The sequence below is a fragment of the Pseudomonas sp. FP597 genome, assembly GCF_030687435.1.
Lineage (GTDB): Bacteria > Pseudomonadota > Gammaproteobacteria > Pseudomonadales > Pseudomonadaceae > Aquipseudomonas > Aquipseudomonas lactucae.
This window is the reverse complement of record NZ_CP117432.1, coordinates 3,722,803-3,740,897: the sequence shown is the minus strand read 5'-3', so window position 1 is coordinate 3,740,897 and position 18,095 is coordinate 3,722,803. Positions and strand designations below refer to the sequence as shown.

Sequence of the window (18,095 nt, the reverse complement as noted above, 5' to 3'; positions counted from 1 at the left end):
GCTTTGAAAAATGACAACACCCATTATCCCGTGAGCCGGGAAAGGGTGACTACCCCCAAAAAATAGCATGCATTGGGGGTTTGTCTTCAACGGTGTGCGTTTGGGCTGAAACCTTTCATCTTTACGCCAGTTCGGGCCGGTTGCGAAACTCCTCCAGCGCGTGCGGGTTGGCCAGGGCGTCGGTGTTCTTCACCGGTTCTCCGTGCACCACGTTGCGCACCGCCAACTCGACGATCTTGCCGCTGAGGGTGCGTGGGATATCCGTGACGGCGAGGATCTTGGCCGGCACATGGCGCGGGGTGGTGTTGGCGCGGATCACCTGGCGGATCTGCTGTTCCAGTGCATCATCCAGCGCGATACCGTCATCGAGGCGCACAAACAGCACTACACGCACGTCGTCCTGCCAGCGCTGGCCGATGGCCAGGCTTTCCAGCACCTGGGGGACTTTTTCCACCTGGCGGTAGATCTCCGCCGTGCCGATGCGCACGCCGCCGGGGTTGAGCACCGCGTCGGAACGTCCGTGGATCAACAGGCTGCCGTTGGGGCGTTGCTCGGCGTAGTCGCCCTGGGACCAGACGCCGGGAAACTGGCTGAAATAGGAGGCGCGCAGCTTGTTTCGATCCGGGTCGTTCCACAAACCAATGGGCATGGCCGGGAAGTGCCGGGTGCACACCAGTTCGCCTTTTTCACCGATCAAGGGGTGGCCCTGGTCGTCCCACACTTCGATGGCCATCGCCAGGCTTTTGCACTGCATCTCGCCGCGCCGTACCGGCAGCACCGGGTTGCCGATCACAAAACAGGAGACGATATCGGTGCCGCCGGACATCGACGACAGACACAGCTCCCCCTTGATCTCGCGGTACACGTAGTCGTAGCTCTGCGGCGACAGCGGTGAACCGGTGGAAATCAGCGTCTTCAAGCTGCTCAAATCATGGCTCAGGCGCGGTTGCAGCCCGGCTTTTTCCAAGGTGGCGAGGAACTTGGGGCTGGTGCCGAACACGCTGATCCGTTCGGCATCGATCAGGTCGATCAAACGCTCAGGGCCAGGGTGAAACGGCGAACCGTCATACAACACCGCCGTGGCGCCGATCGCCAGCACCGACACCAGCCAGTTCCACATCATCCAGCCACAGGTGGTGTAGTAGAACAGGCAGTCCTCGTGCGACAGGTCGGCGTGCAGGCCGTGTTCCTTGAGGTGCGTGAGCAACACACCACCGGTGCCATGGATGATGCACTTGGGCACGCCGGTGGTGCCGCTGGAGTAGAGGATGTACAGCGGATGGTCGAACGGCACCGCGACAAATTCCGGCTCGCCGTCGGGTTGGTAAAAGTCATGCCACAGCGCGACGTTCGCCTGGGTGCGGTAGTCCTCGACCCGCGCCTGGGGGCGCGCATAGGGCACCACGATCAATTGCCGCAGGGACGGCAGCCGGTCGAGGATTTGATTGAGCTTGGCGCTCTGGTCGATGGTTTTACCGGCGTAGCGATAGCCGGCACAGGTGATCAGCACCTTGGGCTCGATCTGGCCGAAACGGTCGATTACGCCCTGGGTGCCGAAGTCCGGCGAGGAACACGACCAGATCGCCCCCAGGCTGGTAGTGGCGAGCATGCCTACCAAGGTTTGCCAGGTATTGGGCATGCACGCCGCCACGCGGTCGCCCTGGGTGACACCGGCTGCGCGCAGGCTTTTTTGCAGGCCGGCGACATGGGCGGCCAGTTCGGCGTAAGTCAGTTGCTCGCGCTGGCCGTCTTCGCTGATGGCGACCACTGCGGGGTGATCGTCGCGACGGCGCAGCAGGTGTTCGGCGAAGTTCAGTGTCGCACCGGGAAACCACTGCGCGCTGGGCATCTCGACGTCTTCGAGCAGCACCGCGCTGGGCGGGCTGCGAAACTGTACGTCGAAGAACGCTACGATGGCGCGCCAAAAGTCGGGACGCTGGTCGATGCTCCATTGGTGCAGGGTGGGGTAGTCATTGAGCTGCACGTTGTGGCGGTCATTGATGAAGCGCCGGAACTGGTCCATTCGGGTGTTGGCGATGCGTTCCGGGGAGGGCTGCCAGAGGATGTCGGACATAAGTGAAGTCTCTTGTTCTTTGTATGAATCTAACAGCCAACACATATCAAATGTCTGGGTTATTGGGCCAGCCAACCACCATCGATATTCCACGCCGCACCACGCACCTGGGCGCCGGCCTCACTGCACAAGAACAACACCAACTCACCCAATTGCGGCGGCGTCACGAACTCCAGCGACGGCTGCTTCTCGGCCAGTAAATCATGCTGCGCCTGTTGCGGGGCCACGCCCGTGGCGATGCGGTCATCGATCTGTTTCTGTACCAGCGGTGTCAGTACCCAGCCCGGGCAGATCGCGTTGCAGGTCACGTTGCTGGTGGCCGTCTCCAGCCCCACCACTTTGGTCAGGCCGATCACGCCGTGCTTGGCCGCCACATACGCCGCCTTGCCCACCGAGCCGACCTGGCCATGCACCGAGGCAATATTGACGATACGCCCCCAGCCTTTGGCCTTCATGCCCGGCAGGCTCAAGCGTGTGCTGTGGAATACCGACGACAGGTTGATCGCGATGATCTGGTCCCAGCGCTCGGCCGGGAAATCTTCCACCGCCGCCACGTGCTGGATCCCGGCGTTATTGACCAGGATGTCCACACCGCCGAACTCACGTTCGGCGTAGGCGAGCATGTCGGCGATCTGCGCCGGGTCGCTGACGTCCGCCGGGTGATGCCCGACCTTGCCGCCAAACGCCTGCACCTGGGCGATCACTGCACTGGCGTCGCCGAAGCCGTTAAGAATCAGGTTGGCACCGGCCTTGGCCAGGCTGAGAGCGATCCCCAGGCCGATGCCGCTGGTGGAGCCGGTGACCAGCGCGGTCTTGCCGTTCAATGTCGTCATACAAACCTCACACAATGCCGGTGGCGTAGAAAGTACCGATCACCACGAACACCGCGAGGGTCTTGATGATCGTGATGCCGAAAATGTCCTTGTAGGCTTCGCGATGGGTCAGCCCGGTGACCGCCAGCAACGTGATCACCGCGCCGTTGTGGGGCAGGGTGTCCATGCCGCCGCTGGCCATGGCCGCGACCCGGTGCAGCACTTCAAGGGGGATATTGGCCGCGTGGGCCGCCGAAATAAAGCTCTCGGACATGGCCGCCAGGGCGATGCTCATGCCGCCCGAAGCGGAACCGGTGATACCCGCCAGCAAGGTCACGGTAATCGCTTCGTTGACCAACGGGTTGGGAATGCCCTTGAGCCAGTCCGCCAGCACCAGAAAGCCCGGCAGCGAGGCGATCACCGCGCCAAAGCCGTATTCCGAGGCGGTGTTCATCGCCGCCAGCAGCGCACCGCTGACCGCACTTTTACTGCCTTCGGCCAGCTTGCTTTTGATCGCCGAAAAACCGCACACCAGCACCACGATAATCCCCACCAGCAACGCCGCCTGCACCGCCCATATCGCGGTGAGCTTGGCGATCTCGGTGGTCACCGGAGTGCTCATGCCGGCCAGGCTGAGGCTGTGGGTCTTGCCGTACCACAGCGGGATCCAGTGGGTGAACAGCAGGTTCATCACACCCACCAGGATCAGCGGTGACAGCGCGACCCATGGGTTGGGCAGGCTCAGGTTCTCGGCGGTTTCCGGCTCGTTGCGCAGCTCGGTGCCGTAACCTTCACCGGCGCGCTGCGCCTTGTTGCGCTGGCGCGACAGGTAGAGCATGCCGGCGCAGAACACGAAAATCGTGCCGATCAAGCCCAGCCATGGCGCCGCCCAGGCGGTGGTATTGAAGAAGGTGCTGGGGATGATGTTTTGGATCTGCGGCGTGCCGGGCAGGGCATCCATGGTGAACGAAAACGCACCGAGGGCGATGGTCGCCGGGATCAGACGCTTGGGGATATTGCTCTGACGGAACATCTCCGCCGCGAACGGGTACACCGCAAACACCACCACAAACAACGACACGCCGCCGTAGGTGAGCAGGGCACAGACCAGCACGATCACCAGCATCGCCTGGCGCGTGCCAAGCAAGCGGATCGCGGCCGCGACGATCGAGCGCGAAAAGCCTGACAGCTCGATCAATTTGCCGAACACCGCACCGAGCAGGAACACTGGGAAATACAGCTTGATGAAGCCGACCATTTTCTCCATGAACACCCCGGTAAAGGCAGGGGCGACGGCGGACGGGTCGGTGAGCAGCACAGCGCCGAGGGCGGCGATGGGGGCGAACAGGATAACGCTATAGCCACGGTAGGCAGCCAGCATCAGCAGCGCGAGCGCGGCCAGGGCAATGATCACACTCATGGTGTGTCTCCATCGAATTGTTATTGTTGTGGGGTAAAGCTTTGGAAGCTAAAGCGAGATCTATGCCACTTATGCAACTTATTGATATATAAGAGTATTTATTGGTTTTGGTTAAGCGTTTTTTACGGCTATCTCTTTTTTGAGACGTGCAAAAATCACTGTGGGAGGGGGCTTGCTCCCGATAGCGGTGGAATCAGTCAACTAATACAGCGACTGTCACACTGCTATCGGGAGCAAACCGCCTCCCACAGGGTTTGTCTTTTTATGGAGAATTTAGTCTCTTTATTGAGATTCGCTGATACCCAATGCAACCATTTTTTTGTAAAGGGTCGATCTTCCAAGCCCCAATCGCCTGGCAGCCTCCACCACATTCCCCTCACAGTCCCTGAGCGTCGCGCCAATGATCTGCCGATCAAACCGCTCCCGCGCCGCACCGAAGGTTTCACCCGCGATCGACATCACTTCACTGCGCTCAACCGGGGTAAATGTGCCAATCGCGGCGCGAATCTGCGCGGCATCCAGCACCAGGTCATCGGTCAACAACGCCGCACGCTCCAACACATTGCGCAACTCACGAATATTCCCCGGCCATGCATGCTGCGCCAACAGCGCCAGGGCCTCGCGGTCCAGTTCATGCCGGCTGCGCAGTTCTTCCAGGATCGCCTCGCTCAACGCCGGAATATCCTCCAGCCGCTCCCGCAGCGGCGGCACCTGAATCGGCAGCACGTTGAGCCGGTAATACAGATCCGCGCGAAACTCGCCGCGCTTGATCGCTGCTTCCAGGTCCATGGACGTGGCCGCGATCACCCGCACATCGCTGTGCAGCATCTCGTTGGAACCCACCGGTTCGAATTCCTTTTCCTGCAACACCCGCAGCAGTTTGCTTTGCAGGGCGAGGGGCATATCGCCGATTTCATCGAGGAACAGCGTGCCGCCCTGAGCGATCTGGAACTTGCCGGGGCGGCCCTTGCGGTCGGCGCCGGTAAACGCACCGGGCGCCGTGCCGAAGAACTCGGCTTCCAGCAGGTCTGCCGGGATGGCGGCGCTGTTGATACTGACAAACGCCTTGTGCGCTCGCGTGGAAGCACCGTGGATGGCCTGGGCTAGCAGCTCTTTGCCGGTGCCGGTTTCCCCCAGCAGCAAGACCGGCGATTCGGCACTCGCACTGCGTCGCGCCCGGCGTTTGACTTCCAGGCTGGCGGCGCTGGTGCCGATAAAGTGCGCGAAGTTGTACTTGCTCTGGCGTGAACGCAGCAGCGAGCGGGTCGAAGCCAGTTCCTGCTGCATGCTCAGGTAGCGTTCGATCAATGGCGACAGGTTGCGCAGTTCGTCGAACAGCGCAAAACCAATCGCCCCGATCACCCCGCCGGCATCGTCGTGGATCGGCAGGCGCATCACCACCAACGGGCCTTTGGGCGTGTCCTGGATATCCAGCAAAATCGGCCGGTCGTTGCGCACCACCTGGCGTAACAGGCTATTGGAGATCACCTGTTCGCACGGTTGGCCGATGGCCTCTTCGGCGCTTTTGAGGCCGAAGCGCTTGGCGTAGCGCTCGTTCATCCACACGATATTCGCGTCACGGTCGACGATCACCGTGCCTTCGCTGGACTGCTCGATGATCTCGAACAGCGACTGGATGGCCAGGCCCCGAACGTGTTGGTAGTCCGTCAGGCGCGTGTTCATGTCGACAGTCCACCCGCGGCAGCCAGCAACTCCTTGGTGTACGGATGCTGTGGGGCCTCAAACACTTGCTGGCTCGCGCCGCGCTCTACCACCTTGCCATCCTTGATCACGATCATGTCGTGCGCCATGGCACGCACCACCGCCAGGTCATGGCTGATGAACAAGTAGGTCAGGCCGTATTTTTCCTGCAGTTCACGCAACAGCGCGACCACCTGTTTCTGTACTGTGCGGTCCAGCGCTGAGGTCGGCTCATCCAGCAGCATCAGCGCCGGTTTGAGTACCAGCGCGCGAGCGATGGCGATGCGCTGGCGCTGGCCTCCGGAAAATTCATGGGGGTAGCGATGGCGACTGGCAGGGTCCAGACCTACATCCTTGAGCACCTGGATCACCTGGGCGTCGCGGTCGGCCAGGCTGCACGGCGCATGCACTTCCAGGCCTTCGCTGATGATCTGCTGCACCGACATGCGCGGGCTGAGGCTGCCATAAGGGTCTTGGAACACCACCTGCATCTGCTTGCGCCACGGACGCATCTGTTGGTGGTTGAGCGGGTCGAGGGCTTCACCCTGGAAGCGGATGCTGCCGGTGGAGTCGAGTAAACGCAGGATCGCCTGGCCGAGGGTGGACTTGCCTGAACCGGACTCGCCGACAATCCCCAGGGTCTTGCCGCGCTGCACGCTGAGGCTGATGCCGTCCACGGCGTGCAAATAAGTCTTGCGCCGAAACAGTCCGCCGCCGAGTGGGAATTGGACGCTCAGGCCGTTCACTTCCAGTACCGTCTCGCGCGGGTCACTGCACAACACATCGCCGGAAGGTTCGGCGTCCAGCAACAGGCGGCTGTAGGGGTGTTGCGGCGCGGTGAACAAGGTTTCGCACTCGGCCTGCTCGACGATTTCGCCGGCGCGCATCACGCACACGCGCTGGGCAATGCTGCGCACCAGGTTGAGGTCATGGCTGATCAGCAGCAGCGACATGCCCAGGCGTTGTTGCAGCGACTTGAGCAGCAGCAGGATCTTGCGCTGCACGGTCACATCCAGCGCGGTGGTGGGCTCGTCGGCGATCAGCAGTTCCGGTTCGCAGGCCAGGGCCATGGCGATCATCACCCGCTGGCGTTGGCCGCCGGACAGTTGGTGCGGATAGGCCTTGAGGCGTTCCTGGGGTTTCAGGATACCCACCAGTTCAAGCAGTTCGAGGATACGCGCCTGCGCCGCCTTGCCGCCCAGGCCTTTGTGCAGCAGCAGGGTTTCGCCGATCTGTTTTTCGATGCTGTGCAGCGGGTTGAGGGAGGTCATCGGCTCCTGGAAGATCATCGCAATACGGTTGCCGCGCAGCTTTTGCAGCGTGGCGGTGGATGCGCCGATCAACGCCTGGCCGCGATACGTGATGGAACCGGTGGTTTCGGTGCCGGCCTCGGGCAGCAGTTGCAGGATCGAATGGGCGGTCACCGATTTGCCCGAGCCCGATTCGCCCACCAGCGCCAGGCATTCGCCGGGGCGCACGTCCAGGCACAGGTTGCGCACCACGGTCTGGCCGCTGAAAGCGACATTGAGGTCACGTATTTCGATCAGGTTCATAGGGATTCGCTCATGAACGTGGGTCGAAGGCGTCACGCAACGCCTCGCCGATAAAGACCAGCAGCGACAGGATCAGCGCCAGGGTGAAAAACGCCGTCAAACCCAGCCATGGCGCTTGCAGGTTCTGCTTGCCCTGGGCGATCAACTCGCCCAGCGAGGCGCTGCCGGCGGGCATGCCGAAGCCGAGGAAATCCAGGGCGCTGAGGGTGGAAATCGCCCCGGTCAGGATAAACGGCAGATAGCTCAACGTGGCGGTCATCGCATTGGGCAGGATATGCCGGCGGATGATCTTGCCATCGCCCAGGCCCAGCGCGCGGGCGGCCTTGACGTATTCCAGGTTGCGCCCGCGCAGGAACTCGGCGCGCACCACGTCCACCAGCGCCAGCCAGGAAAACAGCGCCATGATCCCCAGCAACCACCAGAAATTCGGCTCGACGAACCCTGAGAGGATGATCAGCAGGTACAGCACCGGCAGGCCGGACCACACCTCCAGGACACGCTGGCCGATCAAGTCGACCCAGCCGCCGTAGTAACCCTGCAAGGCGCCGGCGGCAATGCCGATGGCGGCGCTGATCGCAGTGAGCGCCAGGGCAAACAGGATCGACACCCGCGCGCCGAAGATCACCCGCGCCAGCACATCGCGCGACTGGTCATCGGTGCCCAGCCAGTTCACCGCCGAGGGTGGGCTGGGGGCAGGGCGGGTCAGTTCGTAGTTGGGCGTGTCGTCACTGAACGGGATCGGTGGGAACAGCATCCAGCCGCCGTCCTGCTTGATCAGCTTTTGCACGTAGTCGCTGCGGTAGTCCGCCTGGAATGGCAATTGCCCGCCAAACTGCTGCTCGGTGTAGCGCTTGAACACCGGGAAATACAGCTCGTTTTTGTAGCTGAGCACCAACGGTTTGTCGTTGGCGATCAACTCGCCGCCGAGGGTCAGGATAAACAGGCCGATAAACAGCCACAGCGACCACCAGCCCCGACGGTTTTTCTTGAACCGCTCGAAACGCCGACGGGCCACGGGAGACAGGTTAAGCATCAGGCGTTCCTCGCGGCGAAGTCGATACGCGGATCCACCAGGGTGTAGCAGAGGTCGCCGATCAGTTTTATCAGCAGGCCGAACAGGGTGAAGATAAACAGCGAACCGAACACCACCGGGTAGTCCCGGGACACGGCCGCCTCGTAACTCATGCGGCCCAGGCCATCGAGGGAGAAGATCACTTCAATGAGCAAGGAACCGGCAAAGAACACGCTGATAAACGCTTGTGGAATCCCGGAGATCACCAGCAACATGGCGTTGCGCAATACATGTCCGTACAGCACCCGCCGCTCGCTCAAGCCTTTGGCGCGCGCGGTGACGACGTACTGGCGCGTGATTTCATTGAGGAAAGAGTTTTTGGTGAGGATGGTCAAAGTGGCAAAGCCGCCGATCACCAATGAGGTCACCGGCAGCACCAGGTGCCAGAAGTAGTCGGCAATCTTGCCCAGGGTACTCAGTTCCTCGAAATTTTCCGAGACCAGGCCGCGCACCGGGAACCAGTTCAGCGAAGTGCCGCCGGCGAACACCACGATCAGGAACATCGCAAACAGGAAGGCGGGCATTGCATAGCCGAACACGATGGCGGTGCTGCTCCACACATCAAAGCTGCTGCCGTGGCGCACTGCCTTGCGAATGCCCAGGGGAATCGACACCAAATAGGTGATCAGAGTGGCCCACAGGCCCAGGGAAATAGTGACGGGCATCTTTTCCAGGATCAGGTCGATCACGGTCTTGCCACGAAAAAAACTGTTGCCGAAGTCCAGTTGGGCGTAGCTCTTGAGCATCAGCCACAGGCGTTCCGGCGCGGGTTTGTCGAAACCGTATTGTTTTTCGATGTCCTTGATCAGCTTCGGGTCCAGGCCACGGCTGGCGCGAGAACCGCTGCCGATGCCTTCGCCGGAGGAGCCGCCGACGCCACCGCCGCCAATCCCTTGCAGATGGGCGATGGCCTGCTCCACCGGGCCGCCGGGAGCGGCCTGCACGATCACGAAGTTCACCAGCAGGATGATCACCAGGGTCGGGATGATCAGCAGCAGGCGCCGCACGATATAGGCAAACATCAGCGGGCCCCTCCGCGTTTTTTCAGTTCGGCGTTCATCTGCTCATTGGTCAGCGGCGTGGGGCTGATTTCCCACCAGGTTTCCAGGGCTTCATCGTTTTTGGCCTCGATGGCCGGGCGACCGAAACGGTTCCACCACGCGGCGGAGGTGCCGGGCGGGTAGTAATTGGGGATCCACAGGTAATTCCATTGCAGCACGCGGTCCAGGGCATGGGCGTAGGTGAGCATCTGCGCCTGGGTGTCGGCTTTGACCAGGCCTTTGATCAAGCTGTCGACGGCCGGGTCCTTGAGCACCATGTAGTTGTTGGCGCCCGGATCGAAGGCTGCGCTTGAACCGAAATAGTTGTACAGCTCCATACCTGGCGAGGTGGTGACCGGAAAACCGGTGACGATCATGTCGTAGTCCCGCGTCATCAAACGGTTGACGTACTGGGAAGAATCGATACGGCGGATGTTCAGGGTGATGCCGATCTGCGCCAGGTTGCGCTTGTATGGCAGCAACAGTCGCTCAAGGCCGGCCTGGGCGTTGAGAAAAGTGAACTCCAGTGGTTCGCCCTCGGCATTGACCAACTTGTCACCGTCCGGTTTCCAGCCGGCGTCTTCCAGCAGCGCCAGGGCTTGCAATTGTTTGTCGCGGATCATGCCGCTGCCATCGGTGACCGGCGCCTTGAACACCTGGGTGAAGACTTCCTCGGGCACTTGCCCGCGCAGCGGTTCGAGAATCGCCAGTTCTTCCTTCGTTGGCAGTTGGCTGGCCGCCAACGGGCTGTTGGAGAAGAAGCTCTGCTGGCGGATGTACATATTGCGCATCATCTGCCGGTTGGCCCATTCGAAGTCCCACAACATTGCCAGAGCCTGGCGTACGCGGCGGTCCTTGAACATCGGCTTCTGCACGTTGAACACATAGCCCTGGGCCGGTTGTGGCATTTGCTTGGCCAAGTGCGCACGTTGCAGGCGGCCGTCGTCGAGGGCCGGTCCGTTGTAGCCGATGGAGTAGCCGGTGGCGGAGAATTCACGGTTGAAATCGTAGGCGCCACCACGCAGTACCTGGCGCGCCACTTCGGTGTCGCCGAAATACTCCAGGCTCAGGTGATCGAAGTTGTACAGGCCACGGCTCACCGGCAGGTCCTTGCCCCACCAGTCCGGGTCGCGGGTAAAGGTGATGGTGCTGCCGGAGTCAATCTTGCTGATCTTGTACGGGCCGCTGCCCAGCGGCGCCTCGTAGCCGCCGCCGTTGGCGAAGTCGCGGGTTTTCCACCAGTGCTCGGGGAACACCGGCAGCGTGGCGATATCCAGGGGCAGGGTGCGGTTTTCGTTGCTGGAGAAATCGAAGCGCACCTGGCGCTCGCCTTCCACCTCGACGTGTTTTACGTCGGCAAACAATGTGCGAAAGCGCAGGCTGCCTTGAGTCATCAACAAATCGAAACTGTAGCGTACGTCTTCGGCGGTAATCGGCTTGCCATCGGCGAAACGTGCCTTGGGGTTCAGGTAGAAACGCAGCGACAGGCCGTCGTCGGCGCGTTCCATCTTCTCGGCGACCAGGCCATAGACCGTATAGGGCTCATCCAGCGAGCGCTGGGCCAGGGGCGCATACAGCCAGCCGTCGACCTGGGTCACGCCGATGCCTTTGTCGATATAGGGCAATACATGGTCGAAGCGGCCGATCTCGATCGCCGAACGCTTCAGGCTGCCGCCCTTGGGGGCGTTGGGGTTGGCGTAGTCGAAATGGCTGAAGCCGGCGGGGTACTTGGCGGGTTCGCCGTAGACCGTCAGGTAGGGTTGCGGGGCTGCGATCACAGCGGTGCTGGCCAATAGAATGGCCAATGCAGAACTGAGCAGTGGTGTGAAAAAAGCCAATCGCATTGTCAGCCTTGAATGCCGGGTGAAGAAGGATAGGGATTTGTACGCTAACGGCCTCAGCGTCGCCAGTCATCACATGCACAACGGCCCACCAAAAGGCGGGCCGTTGTTTCTCGCATCAGTGCACGTCGGGATCAGTCCTGACGGCTGGTGACTTCCAACAGGTGGTAGCCGAACTGAGTCTTGACCGGACCTTGCACGGTATTGACCGGGGCGCTGAATACGACGGTGTCGAACTCCTTGACCATCTGGCCTGGACCGAACGAACCCAGGTCGCCGCCCTGACGGCTCGATGGGCAGCTGGAATTGGCTTTGGCAACTTCTGCGAAATCAGCGCCGCCTTCGATTTGGGCCTTCAGTTCGTTGCACTTGTCTTCAGTGGAAACGAGGATGTGACGGGCGGTGGCTTTGGCCATGATGAGTAACTCCTTGAATGAAAAGGGTGAGCGTACCGGATTCAGGCGGTTATTTCCTGGCAAAGTTCCCACGGATTGCCTGAGTGGCGCACCTCGCGACTCAACCCAGGACGATATAGTCGTTGCGCTGCAGGATCGGGCGGTGCGGGCCTGGCACCAGGTGCAGGTAACGACCGTCTACCAAGTCGATGGGCAGGCAGTCGTCGATGTCCATCACCGCGTCCGTATGCGCCTGGGACCAATGCCGCAGCATCTGTTGCTTGCCCTTGCTTCTGGCTTCCTGTTTGTTGCGGGCGACCACCAGTGAATAGCGGTGCGCTTCGCCAAAACTGTTGGCTTCATAACCGCCGAGGTTGATGAAGTACAGGTGATGCGCATCCGCCTGTGGCGCCAGGTGGCTGAGTTCGACTCTCCAGCCGTCCACGCCGTCGACCGCCATCCACGAATCGATGTGCACGCCCTTGGGGCTGCCGAACCACGCATCGCGCAGTTGCGCATAGGTGGCTTCCAGCGTGTCCGCGGCGGTGAACACCACATCATGGACTTCGATCCTGGCCCTTGGGTGCTTGCCCCCAAGCATCACGACAAACAGCATTGCAGGTCCTTCCTGGCGACTTCGCGGACGCCAACCATACTTCGGTTGAACCCTTTTGTCCGGTCAATGCCACACTGTTTAATCCGTGAACTCATCAGGAGGTTGTCATGCGTACCATCGATCTGGCGGGCGTTCCCGTCCCTGTCATCGGCCAGGGCACCTGGCGCATGGGCGAAGACCCGGGCCGGCGCCGGGAGGAAGTCACTGCGTTGCAACTGGGAATCGACGAAGGCATGACCCTGATCGATACCGCCGAAATGTACGGCGAGGGTGGCGCTGAAGAGGTCGTCGGTGAAGCCATTCGTGGCAAGCGTGACCAGGTGTTCCTGGTGAGCAAGGTGTATCCGCACAATGCCGGCCACAAGGGCGTTCCGCGTGCCTGCGACGCCAGCTTGCGGCGCCTGGGTACCGACCATATCGATTTGTACCTGCTGCATTGGCGGGGCCAATACCCCCTTGAAGAAACCGTCGAAGCCTTCGAACGCCTGCGCGAGGCCGGCAAGATCGGCCGTTGGGGCGTCTCCAATTTTGACGTGGCCGACCTGCAGGAACTCGCATCCCCGGCCTGCGCCACTAACCAGGTGCTCTACAACATCGAGGAGCGTGGCATCGAATTTGACCTGTTGCCCTGGTGGCAACAGCACCATTTGCCGTTGATGGCGTACTGTCCGATCGCCCAGGGTGGTCAACTGCTGTCCAGCCCGACGCTCAAGCAGATTGCCCAGCGCCACGGGGTTACACCTGCCCAGGTTTCCCTGGCCTGGGTGCTGCGCCAGGACGGTGTGATCGCCATTCCCAAGGCCGTAACGCCTGCGCACGTGCGTCTTAACGCCGCCGCCGCCAACCTGAAACTCGACGAACACGACCTGGACGCCATCGACCGGGTGTTCGGCGCGCCCCAACGCAAGCATCCCCTGGCAATGGTGTAGCGGTTCGATACAAACGGCTGCCATCCCTGGCAGCCGTTCGTGGGTGCGCGCGGCTTAACCGGCTATGGGGCTGCGCCAGTCATCCGAACCGGAGGTGCCGGACACTTCATGGGTCCACACAATCTTGCGGTAGGTGAAGTACACATCCTCCAGGTGGGTGAAGTGGGCGTTGTCCGGGTCCTGGCAGTTGGGCATGCGTGACTGGATATCCACCAGGGTCGCGCCCTCCAGCTCAATAGTGAAGTAGTGCTCCTGGGTGCCGGCCGAAGAGGTACGGAACCATTCCAACCTGCACTTGACCTCTTCGCCGCTGGTCAATGCGCTGAACAGCAACGGTGAGGATTTATCGAAGACCTTGCTGATCATCAACGGCTTGTGAACCCTCTGGCCCGTTGGCTGGCCCGACTGCGGGTCACGGGGAATGATGACCTGATGGGAAAAAGCCTGGACCAGAATCTGGTCCTCGTGGCCTTCCTGATAAATGTTGCCTACCGAGTCCTGGGTAAACGTGCCTGCCGTAATCAAACCTTGTTTGACACCGGTGATGGAGAGATATGCGGGTGTTGGCATGACGGGTTTCCTTGCCTGATTGAAGAGGTAGTACCAACCGACCACTGTGCCGGCTGGTCTGAATGCCTATAACAAAAAGCATGCCGGAAAGTTCGAGCGCCAATGAATACGGTGGGTGGCGTTGGAGTGCGCTGTTAGTTTGATAAGTTTGGATGTTTTTTTAGCGGGATTGCCGGGTTGTATTTGCGCATAAGTGTGCATTTGGTTGCTCACGGTTATTGCCCGTTAAATCGATGGTTCCCGCCCGGTGTTCTGGCTTGGTGTAGGATTTTTACTGTGCAAAATGCTGCGCAGGCAGCGTATTTTCTGGAGTGTAGGAAAGTTCTTAAGTGTTGCTGTGTTGCTTGCCGAATGGTGTGGGGGTGGCTAAGGTTTGCGAACTTCGTGATGCACTTACTGAAGTTTATATGACGCCATGTTGCGCAGTTTAATGTGCAATGAAGGTGTCGCTCATGCCTTGATTAGTTGCGTGTGTTGCCAAATGGATTATTCGGAAAAACTCAGCGCTTATTACCTTGAGCTTGCAAGGCAGCCGTGTTTGCAAAACTGTTTTGCGGGCAGTGATATGCGTTTTTCGAGTGAGTACGAAGCGCTGGAGTCCGAAATGGGCAAGATGCAATCCATTCATGGCGACCAGCCGGATTGGCAGAAGATTCTGGAGGTCAGCGAATCTGTGCTGCGTGAGCATTCCAAGGATGTGCGCGTGGCCGTCTGGCTGACCTGGGCGCTGCATCAGCGCGAATCCTTCCCCGGTTTGCTGGCGGGCCTCGGCGTACTGTGCCACCTGTGCGAGCATCACTGGTCGGCGGTTCACCCGCAAAAGTTGCGTACGCGTGGCGCAGCATTTGGCTGGTTGGTCTTGCGCCTGGAAGCGTTGCCGGAACAAAGCCTGTCGACTCCGGACCAGCGGCCTCTGTTACGAGCCCTGCGTGAGCATCTGGCGCGGCTTGATGAGCTTTGGACCGAGTATCTGGGGGACGGCGCGCCGCGGTTGCTGCCGATTCGCCGGCAATTGGACCAGCGATCCGAGCGTATCGACTTGGCGAACGCCGCAGCCACGGGGGTGACGGGTGTCATCGCCCAGGTCAAACAGGCTGCGACGCAGTTGCACAAACCCGGACCGGCGATCGATACCGAAAAAGAGGCCCACCGATTACTGCGTACCCTGCAGGAACAAGCACGTCCCTTGTGCACCTGGTGGTTGCGCCAGAACGCCACCGACCTGCGGGCCTTGCGCTTGAACCGGACACTGGCATGGCTGGTTCTGGTCAATTATCCGGATGCCGACAGTGAGCGGGTCACCGCATTGCGCGGCCCCGCACCCGACAAGCTCAAGCGTTATGAAGAGCGTTTTGCCCAGGGTTATTTTGCCGACTTGATGCTGGAGATCGAGTCCAGTGTCTCAACGGCGATGTTCTGGCTGGACGGCGTTCGTATGGTCTGGCAATGCCTGGAGGCGTTGCAGGCTCACCCGGCCATGACGGAGTTGGAAGTGAGCTTCGCCCTGCTGTTGCAGCGTCTGCCGAATCTGCCTGAGTTTCGCTTTCACGACGGTGCGCCGTTTGCCGACGCCACGACGCGCGACTGGATCGCACAGCACGTTTCCCATCATCTGCGGAAAACCGAGATACCCGGCGTGGCGACCTCTACCGAACCCTGGGAACTCGCCTTGCAGGACCTGATGCCCAGGTTGCGCAAAGACGGACTCAAGGTCGCCATCCATGAACTCAACCAAGGCCTGCATGCGGCCCGCAGCGACCGCGCCCGCTTCCATTGGCGGCTGGCCCAGGCTCGTGTGTGTGTCCAGGCCGGCAAGCACGAGCTGGCAAAAATCCAGCTCGAACATCTGGACCATGAGTTGCAGCGCACGGGCCTGGAACGCTGGGAGCCCGAGCTGGCGCTTCAAGTAACGAGGCTCCTGCACCGCTGCTGCGACCTGTTACCCCAGGATCACGCCGTGCGCGAGCGCAAGGAAGACACCCACCGCAGGCTGTGCCTCTTCGATCTTGAAGCGGTACTTGAATAGGCTTTCGAGCCACTCGAACAAGGAGAAATACCATGGCCAAAGAAGGTTCGGTAGCACCCAAGGAACGCATCAACCTCACATTCAAACCCGCTATCGGCGATGCCCAGGAAGACGTTGAACTGCCGTTGAAGCTGCTGGTGCTGGGGGATTTTATCCAGCGCGAGGACCCACGCAAGCTTGAAGACCGTAAGCCCATTGGCATCGATAAGAACACCCTCGATGAAGTGCTGGCCAAGCAGGCGTTGAGCCTCACTCTGAATGTGCCCAATCGTCTGCAGGAATGCCCCGACGTCGAGGAGCTGGGCATTCAGGTTCACATCAATTCGATGAAGGATTTCAACCCGGCACAGCTGGTCGAGCAGATTCCCGAGCTGCAAAAACTGATGGCTTTGCGTGAGGCGCTGATGGCGCTCAAGGGGCCCCTGGGCAATACACCGAGCTTTCGCAAGGCCATCGAACAGGCCCTGGCCGACGACGAATCCCGCGCCCGGGTATTGGCCGAGCTCGGGCTGAGCAGCCAAACCGCCTGACATTTTCAGTAAAAGGACACTGACCCATGACTCTGCAACATACTCCGATACCTGCCCAGGCCGCAGACGAGTACAGCATCCTCGACAACATCATCGCCCAGACTTTACTGAGTGCGGACGACGAGGCTTATGGAATTGCCAAGCGCGGCGTCTCGGCATTTATCGAAGAACTGATCAAGCCGCATAACAGTGGGGAACCGGTCAAGAAACGCCTGGTTGACCGAATGATTGCCGAGATTGACGAAAAGCTCAGCCGGCAAATCGACGAGATTTTGCATCACCCGGACTTCCAGGCCCTTGAGTCCGCCTGGAAGGGGTTGCAGTTGTTGATCGACCGCACCAACTTTCGGGAAAACATCAAGATCGAACTGCTCAACGTCTCTCGGCAAGACTTGCTCGATGACTTCGAAGATTCGCCCGAGGTGACTCAGTCCGGGCTCTACAAGCATGTCTACAGTGCCGAGTACGGCCAGTTCGGTGGCCAGCCGGTGGGCGCGATCATCGCCAACTATTTCCTTTCCCCCAGTGCTCCGGATGTGAAGCTGATGCAATACGCTTCCAGCGTGGCCTGCATGGCTCACGCACCGTTTATCGCCGCAGCCGGGCCGGCGTTCTTTGGATTGGAAAGCTTCACCGGGCTGCCTGACCTCAAGGATCTGCGAGATCATTTCGAGGGGCCGCAGTTTGCCAAATGGCAGAGCTTTCGCCAGAGCGAAGACGCGCGCTACATCGGGCTGACCGTACCGCGCTTTTTGCTGCGCACCCCCTATGATCCCCTTGAATGTCCGGTCAAGACCTTTGCCTACCGGGAAAACGTGGTCAACAGCCACGAGCATTATCTGTGGGGTAATACCGCCTACGCCTTTGCCACGCGCTTGACCGACAGCTTCGCGCGGTTTCGCTGGTGCCCGAATATCATTGGCCCCCAAAGCGGCGGTGCCGTGGAAGACTTGCCTCTGCATCACTTCCACAGCATGGGCGAAATCGAAACCAAGATTCCCACCGAGGTTCTGGTTTCCGACCGGCGTGAATACGAGCTCGCGCAAGAAGGCTTCATTGCCTTGACCATGCGCAAGGGCAGTGACAATGCCGCGTTTTTCTCCGCCAGCTCCGTGCAGAAACCCAAGCATTTCGGTATCAGTGCCGAGGGCAGGGAGGCGGAGCTCAATTATCGCCTTGGCACCCAGTTGCCCTACATGATGGTGGTCAACCGCCTCGCACATTACCTCAAGGTGCTGCAACGCGAACAACTGGGTTCTTGGAAGGAACGTACCGACCTGGAGCTGGAACTCAACAAGTGGATCCGTCAGTACGTCGCAGACCAGGAAAACCCCAGTGCCGAAGTGCGCGGTCGGCGGCCGTTGCGCGCGGCGCGCATCCTCGTCAGCGAAGTTGAGGGCGAGCCTGGCTGGTATCGCGTCAATCTGAGTGTGCGGCCGCACTTCAAGTACATGGGGGCGGATTTCACCCTGTCCCTGGTCGGCAAGCTCGATAAAGAATGAACGGGGCCCCGCGG

The 18,095-nt window shown here is 60.5% G+C and carries 15 protein-coding genes; 4 read left to right on the top strand and 11 right to left on the bottom strand.

The window, feature by feature from the left end; translation table 11 throughout:
• Window positions 1-121: 121 nt before the first annotated feature.
• From PSH66_RS17020 to PSH66_RS16975, 10 genes are all read right to left on the bottom strand, one after another.
• On the bottom strand, window positions 122-2,074 hold the full coding sequence (locus PSH66_RS17020; RefSeq protein WP_141064001.1) for an acetoacetate--CoA ligase: 1,953 nt from the start codon (window positions 2,072-2,074) through the stop codon (window positions 122-124).
• A gap of 59 nt (window positions 2,075-2,133) precedes the next feature.
• Window positions 2,134-2,907 (bottom strand): 3-hydroxybutyrate dehydrogenase, encoded by a 774-nt coding sequence (locus PSH66_RS17015; protein WP_078824972.1) that lies wholly within the window; start codon window positions 2,905-2,907, stop codon window positions 2,134-2,136.
• Between the two features lie 7 nt (window positions 2,908-2,914).
• Window positions 2,915-4,306 carry a GntP family permease gene (locus tag PSH66_RS17010; protein ID WP_305427283.1) on the bottom strand — a complete coding sequence of 464 codons (1,392 nt, stop codon included), beginning with the start codon at window positions 4,304-4,306 and terminating at the stop codon, window positions 2,915-2,917.
• A gap of 282 nt (window positions 4,307-4,588) precedes the next feature.
• Window positions 4,589-5,989: a sigma-54-dependent Fis family transcriptional regulator gene (locus PSH66_RS17005; protein WP_305427282.1), complete on the bottom strand. Its 1,401-nt coding sequence runs from the start codon at window positions 5,987-5,989 to the stop codon at window positions 4,589-4,591.
• Window positions 5,986-7,560, bottom strand: a complete 1,575-nt coding sequence (locus PSH66_RS17000) for an ABC transporter ATP-binding protein (RefSeq protein WP_305427281.1) — start codon at window positions 7,558-7,560, stop codon at window positions 5,986-5,988. The genes PSH66_RS17005 and PSH66_RS17000 overlap by 4 nt, the downstream gene beginning before the upstream one ends.
• A 10-nt stretch (window positions 7,561-7,570) precedes the next feature.
• On the bottom strand, window positions 7,571-8,593 hold the full coding sequence (locus PSH66_RS16995; RefSeq protein ID WP_003174389.1) for an ABC transporter permease: 1,023 nt from the start codon (window positions 8,591-8,593) through the stop codon (window positions 7,571-7,573).
• A complete protein-coding gene (locus tag PSH66_RS16990; RefSeq protein WP_305427280.1) occupies window positions 8,593-9,654 on the bottom strand; it encodes a microcin C ABC transporter permease YejB in 1,062 nt (353 codons plus the stop codon). The genes PSH66_RS16995 and PSH66_RS16990 overlap by 1 nt, the downstream gene beginning before the upstream one ends.
• Window positions 9,654-11,516, bottom strand: coding sequence for an extracellular solute-binding protein (locus tag PSH66_RS16985; RefSeq protein ID WP_003174387.1), 1,863 nt, complete (start codon window positions 11,514-11,516; stop codon window positions 9,654-9,656). The genes PSH66_RS16990 and PSH66_RS16985 overlap by 1 nt, the downstream gene beginning before the upstream one ends.
• Before the next feature lie 131 nt (window positions 11,517-11,647).
• Window positions 11,648-11,929, bottom strand: coding sequence for a peptidylprolyl isomerase (locus PSH66_RS16980; RefSeq protein WP_003174386.1), 282 nt, complete (start codon window positions 11,927-11,929; stop codon window positions 11,648-11,650).
• Between the two features lie 100 nt (window positions 11,930-12,029).
• Window positions 12,030-12,524, bottom strand: a complete 495-nt coding sequence (locus tag PSH66_RS16975; RefSeq protein ID WP_003174385.1) for a DUF1543 domain-containing protein — start codon at window positions 12,522-12,524, stop codon at window positions 12,030-12,032.
• Between the two features lie 107 nt (window positions 12,525-12,631).
• On the opposite strand from PSH66_RS16975, the gene PSH66_RS16970 reads away from it, so the two are divergent.
• The gene (locus PSH66_RS16970) at window positions 12,632-13,453 is read left to right on the top strand and encodes an aldo/keto reductase (protein ID WP_003174384.1); all 822 of its coding nucleotides are present in this window, start codon (window positions 12,632-12,634) and stop codon (window positions 13,451-13,453) included.
• A 54-nt stretch (window positions 13,454-13,507) separates the two neighbouring features.
• Here the strand turns inward: PSH66_RS16970 and PSH66_RS16965 are convergent, their stop codons facing one another.
• Window positions 13,508-14,023, bottom strand: a complete 516-nt coding sequence (locus tag PSH66_RS16965) for an Hcp family type VI secretion system effector (protein WP_003174383.1) — start codon at window positions 14,021-14,023, stop codon at window positions 13,508-13,510.
• 481 nt (window positions 14,024-14,504) lie between these two features.
• Between PSH66_RS16965 and tssA the strand changes: the two genes are divergently transcribed.
• From tssA to tssC, 3 genes are read left to right on the top strand one after another with little or no spacing between them, the layout of a single operon-like run.
• On the top strand, window positions 14,505-16,049 hold the full coding sequence (gene tssA / locus PSH66_RS16960) for a type VI secretion system protein TssA (protein WP_305427279.1): 1,545 nt from the start codon (window positions 14,505-14,507) through the stop codon (window positions 16,047-16,049).
• Between the two features lie 32 nt (window positions 16,050-16,081).
• Window positions 16,082-16,579 (top strand): type VI secretion system contractile sheath small subunit, encoded by a 498-nt coding sequence (gene tssB, locus PSH66_RS16955; RefSeq protein WP_305427278.1) that lies wholly within the window; start codon window positions 16,082-16,084, stop codon window positions 16,577-16,579.
• Between the two features lie 26 nt (window positions 16,580-16,605).
• On the top strand, window positions 16,606-18,081 hold the full coding sequence (gene tssC, locus PSH66_RS16950) for a type VI secretion system contractile sheath large subunit (protein ID WP_003174380.1): 1,476 nt from the start codon (window positions 16,606-16,608) through the stop codon (window positions 18,079-18,081).
• Window positions 18,082-18,095: the final 14 nt, after the last annotated feature.

Excerpts from the sequence above, each read along its gene's own strand:
- tssA (WP_305427279.1), top strand. The coding sequence starts at position 14,505 with ATGGATTATTCGGAAAAACTCAGCGCTTATTACCTTGAGCTTGCAAGG.
- PSH66_RS17020 (WP_141064001.1), bottom strand. The coding sequence starts at position 2,074 with ATGTCCGACATCCTCTGGCAGCCCTCCCCGGAACGCATCGCCAACACC.
- PSH66_RS16990 (WP_305427280.1), bottom strand. The coding sequence starts at position 9,654 with ATGTTTGCCTATATCGTGCGGCGCCTGCTGCTGATCATCCCGACCCTG.
- PSH66_RS16975 (WP_003174385.1), bottom strand. The coding sequence starts at position 12,524 with ATGCTGTTTGTCGTGATGCTTGGGGGCAAGCACCCAAGGGCCAGGATC.
- PSH66_RS16995 (WP_003174389.1), bottom strand. The coding sequence starts at position 8,593 with ATGCTTAACCTGTCTCCCGTGGCCCGTCGGCGTTTCGAGCGGTTCAAG.
- PSH66_RS17010 (WP_305427283.1), bottom strand. The coding sequence starts at position 4,306 with ATGAGTGTGATCATTGCCCTGGCCGCGCTCGCGCTGCTGATGCTGGCT.
- PSH66_RS17005 (WP_305427282.1), bottom strand. The coding sequence starts at position 5,989 with ATGAACACGCGCCTGACGGACTACCAACACGTTCGGGGCCTGGCCATC.
- PSH66_RS16985 (WP_003174387.1), bottom strand. The coding sequence starts at position 11,516 with ATGCGATTGGCTTTTTTCACACCACTGCTCAGTTCTGCATTGGCCATT.
- PSH66_RS16980 (WP_003174386.1), bottom strand. The coding sequence starts at position 11,929 with ATGGCCAAAGCCACCGCCCGTCACATCCTCGTTTCCACTGAAGACAAG.
- tssB (WP_305427278.1), top strand. The coding sequence starts at position 16,082 with ATGGCCAAAGAAGGTTCGGTAGCACCCAAGGAACGCATCAACCTCACA.
- tssC (WP_003174380.1), top strand. The coding sequence starts at position 16,606 with ATGACTCTGCAACATACTCCGATACCTGCCCAGGCCGCAGACGAGTAC.
- PSH66_RS17000 (WP_305427281.1), bottom strand. The coding sequence starts at position 7,560 with ATGAACCTGATCGAAATACGTGACCTCAATGTCGCTTTCAGCGGCCAG.
- PSH66_RS16965 (WP_003174383.1), bottom strand. The coding sequence starts at position 14,023 with ATGCCAACACCCGCATATCTCTCCATCACCGGTGTCAAACAAGGTTTG.
- PSH66_RS16970 (WP_003174384.1), top strand. The coding sequence starts at position 12,632 with ATGCGTACCATCGATCTGGCGGGCGTTCCCGTCCCTGTCATCGGCCAG.
- PSH66_RS17015 (WP_078824972.1), bottom strand. The coding sequence starts at position 2,907 with ATGACGACATTGAACGGCAAGACCGCGCTGGTCACCGGCTCCACCAGC.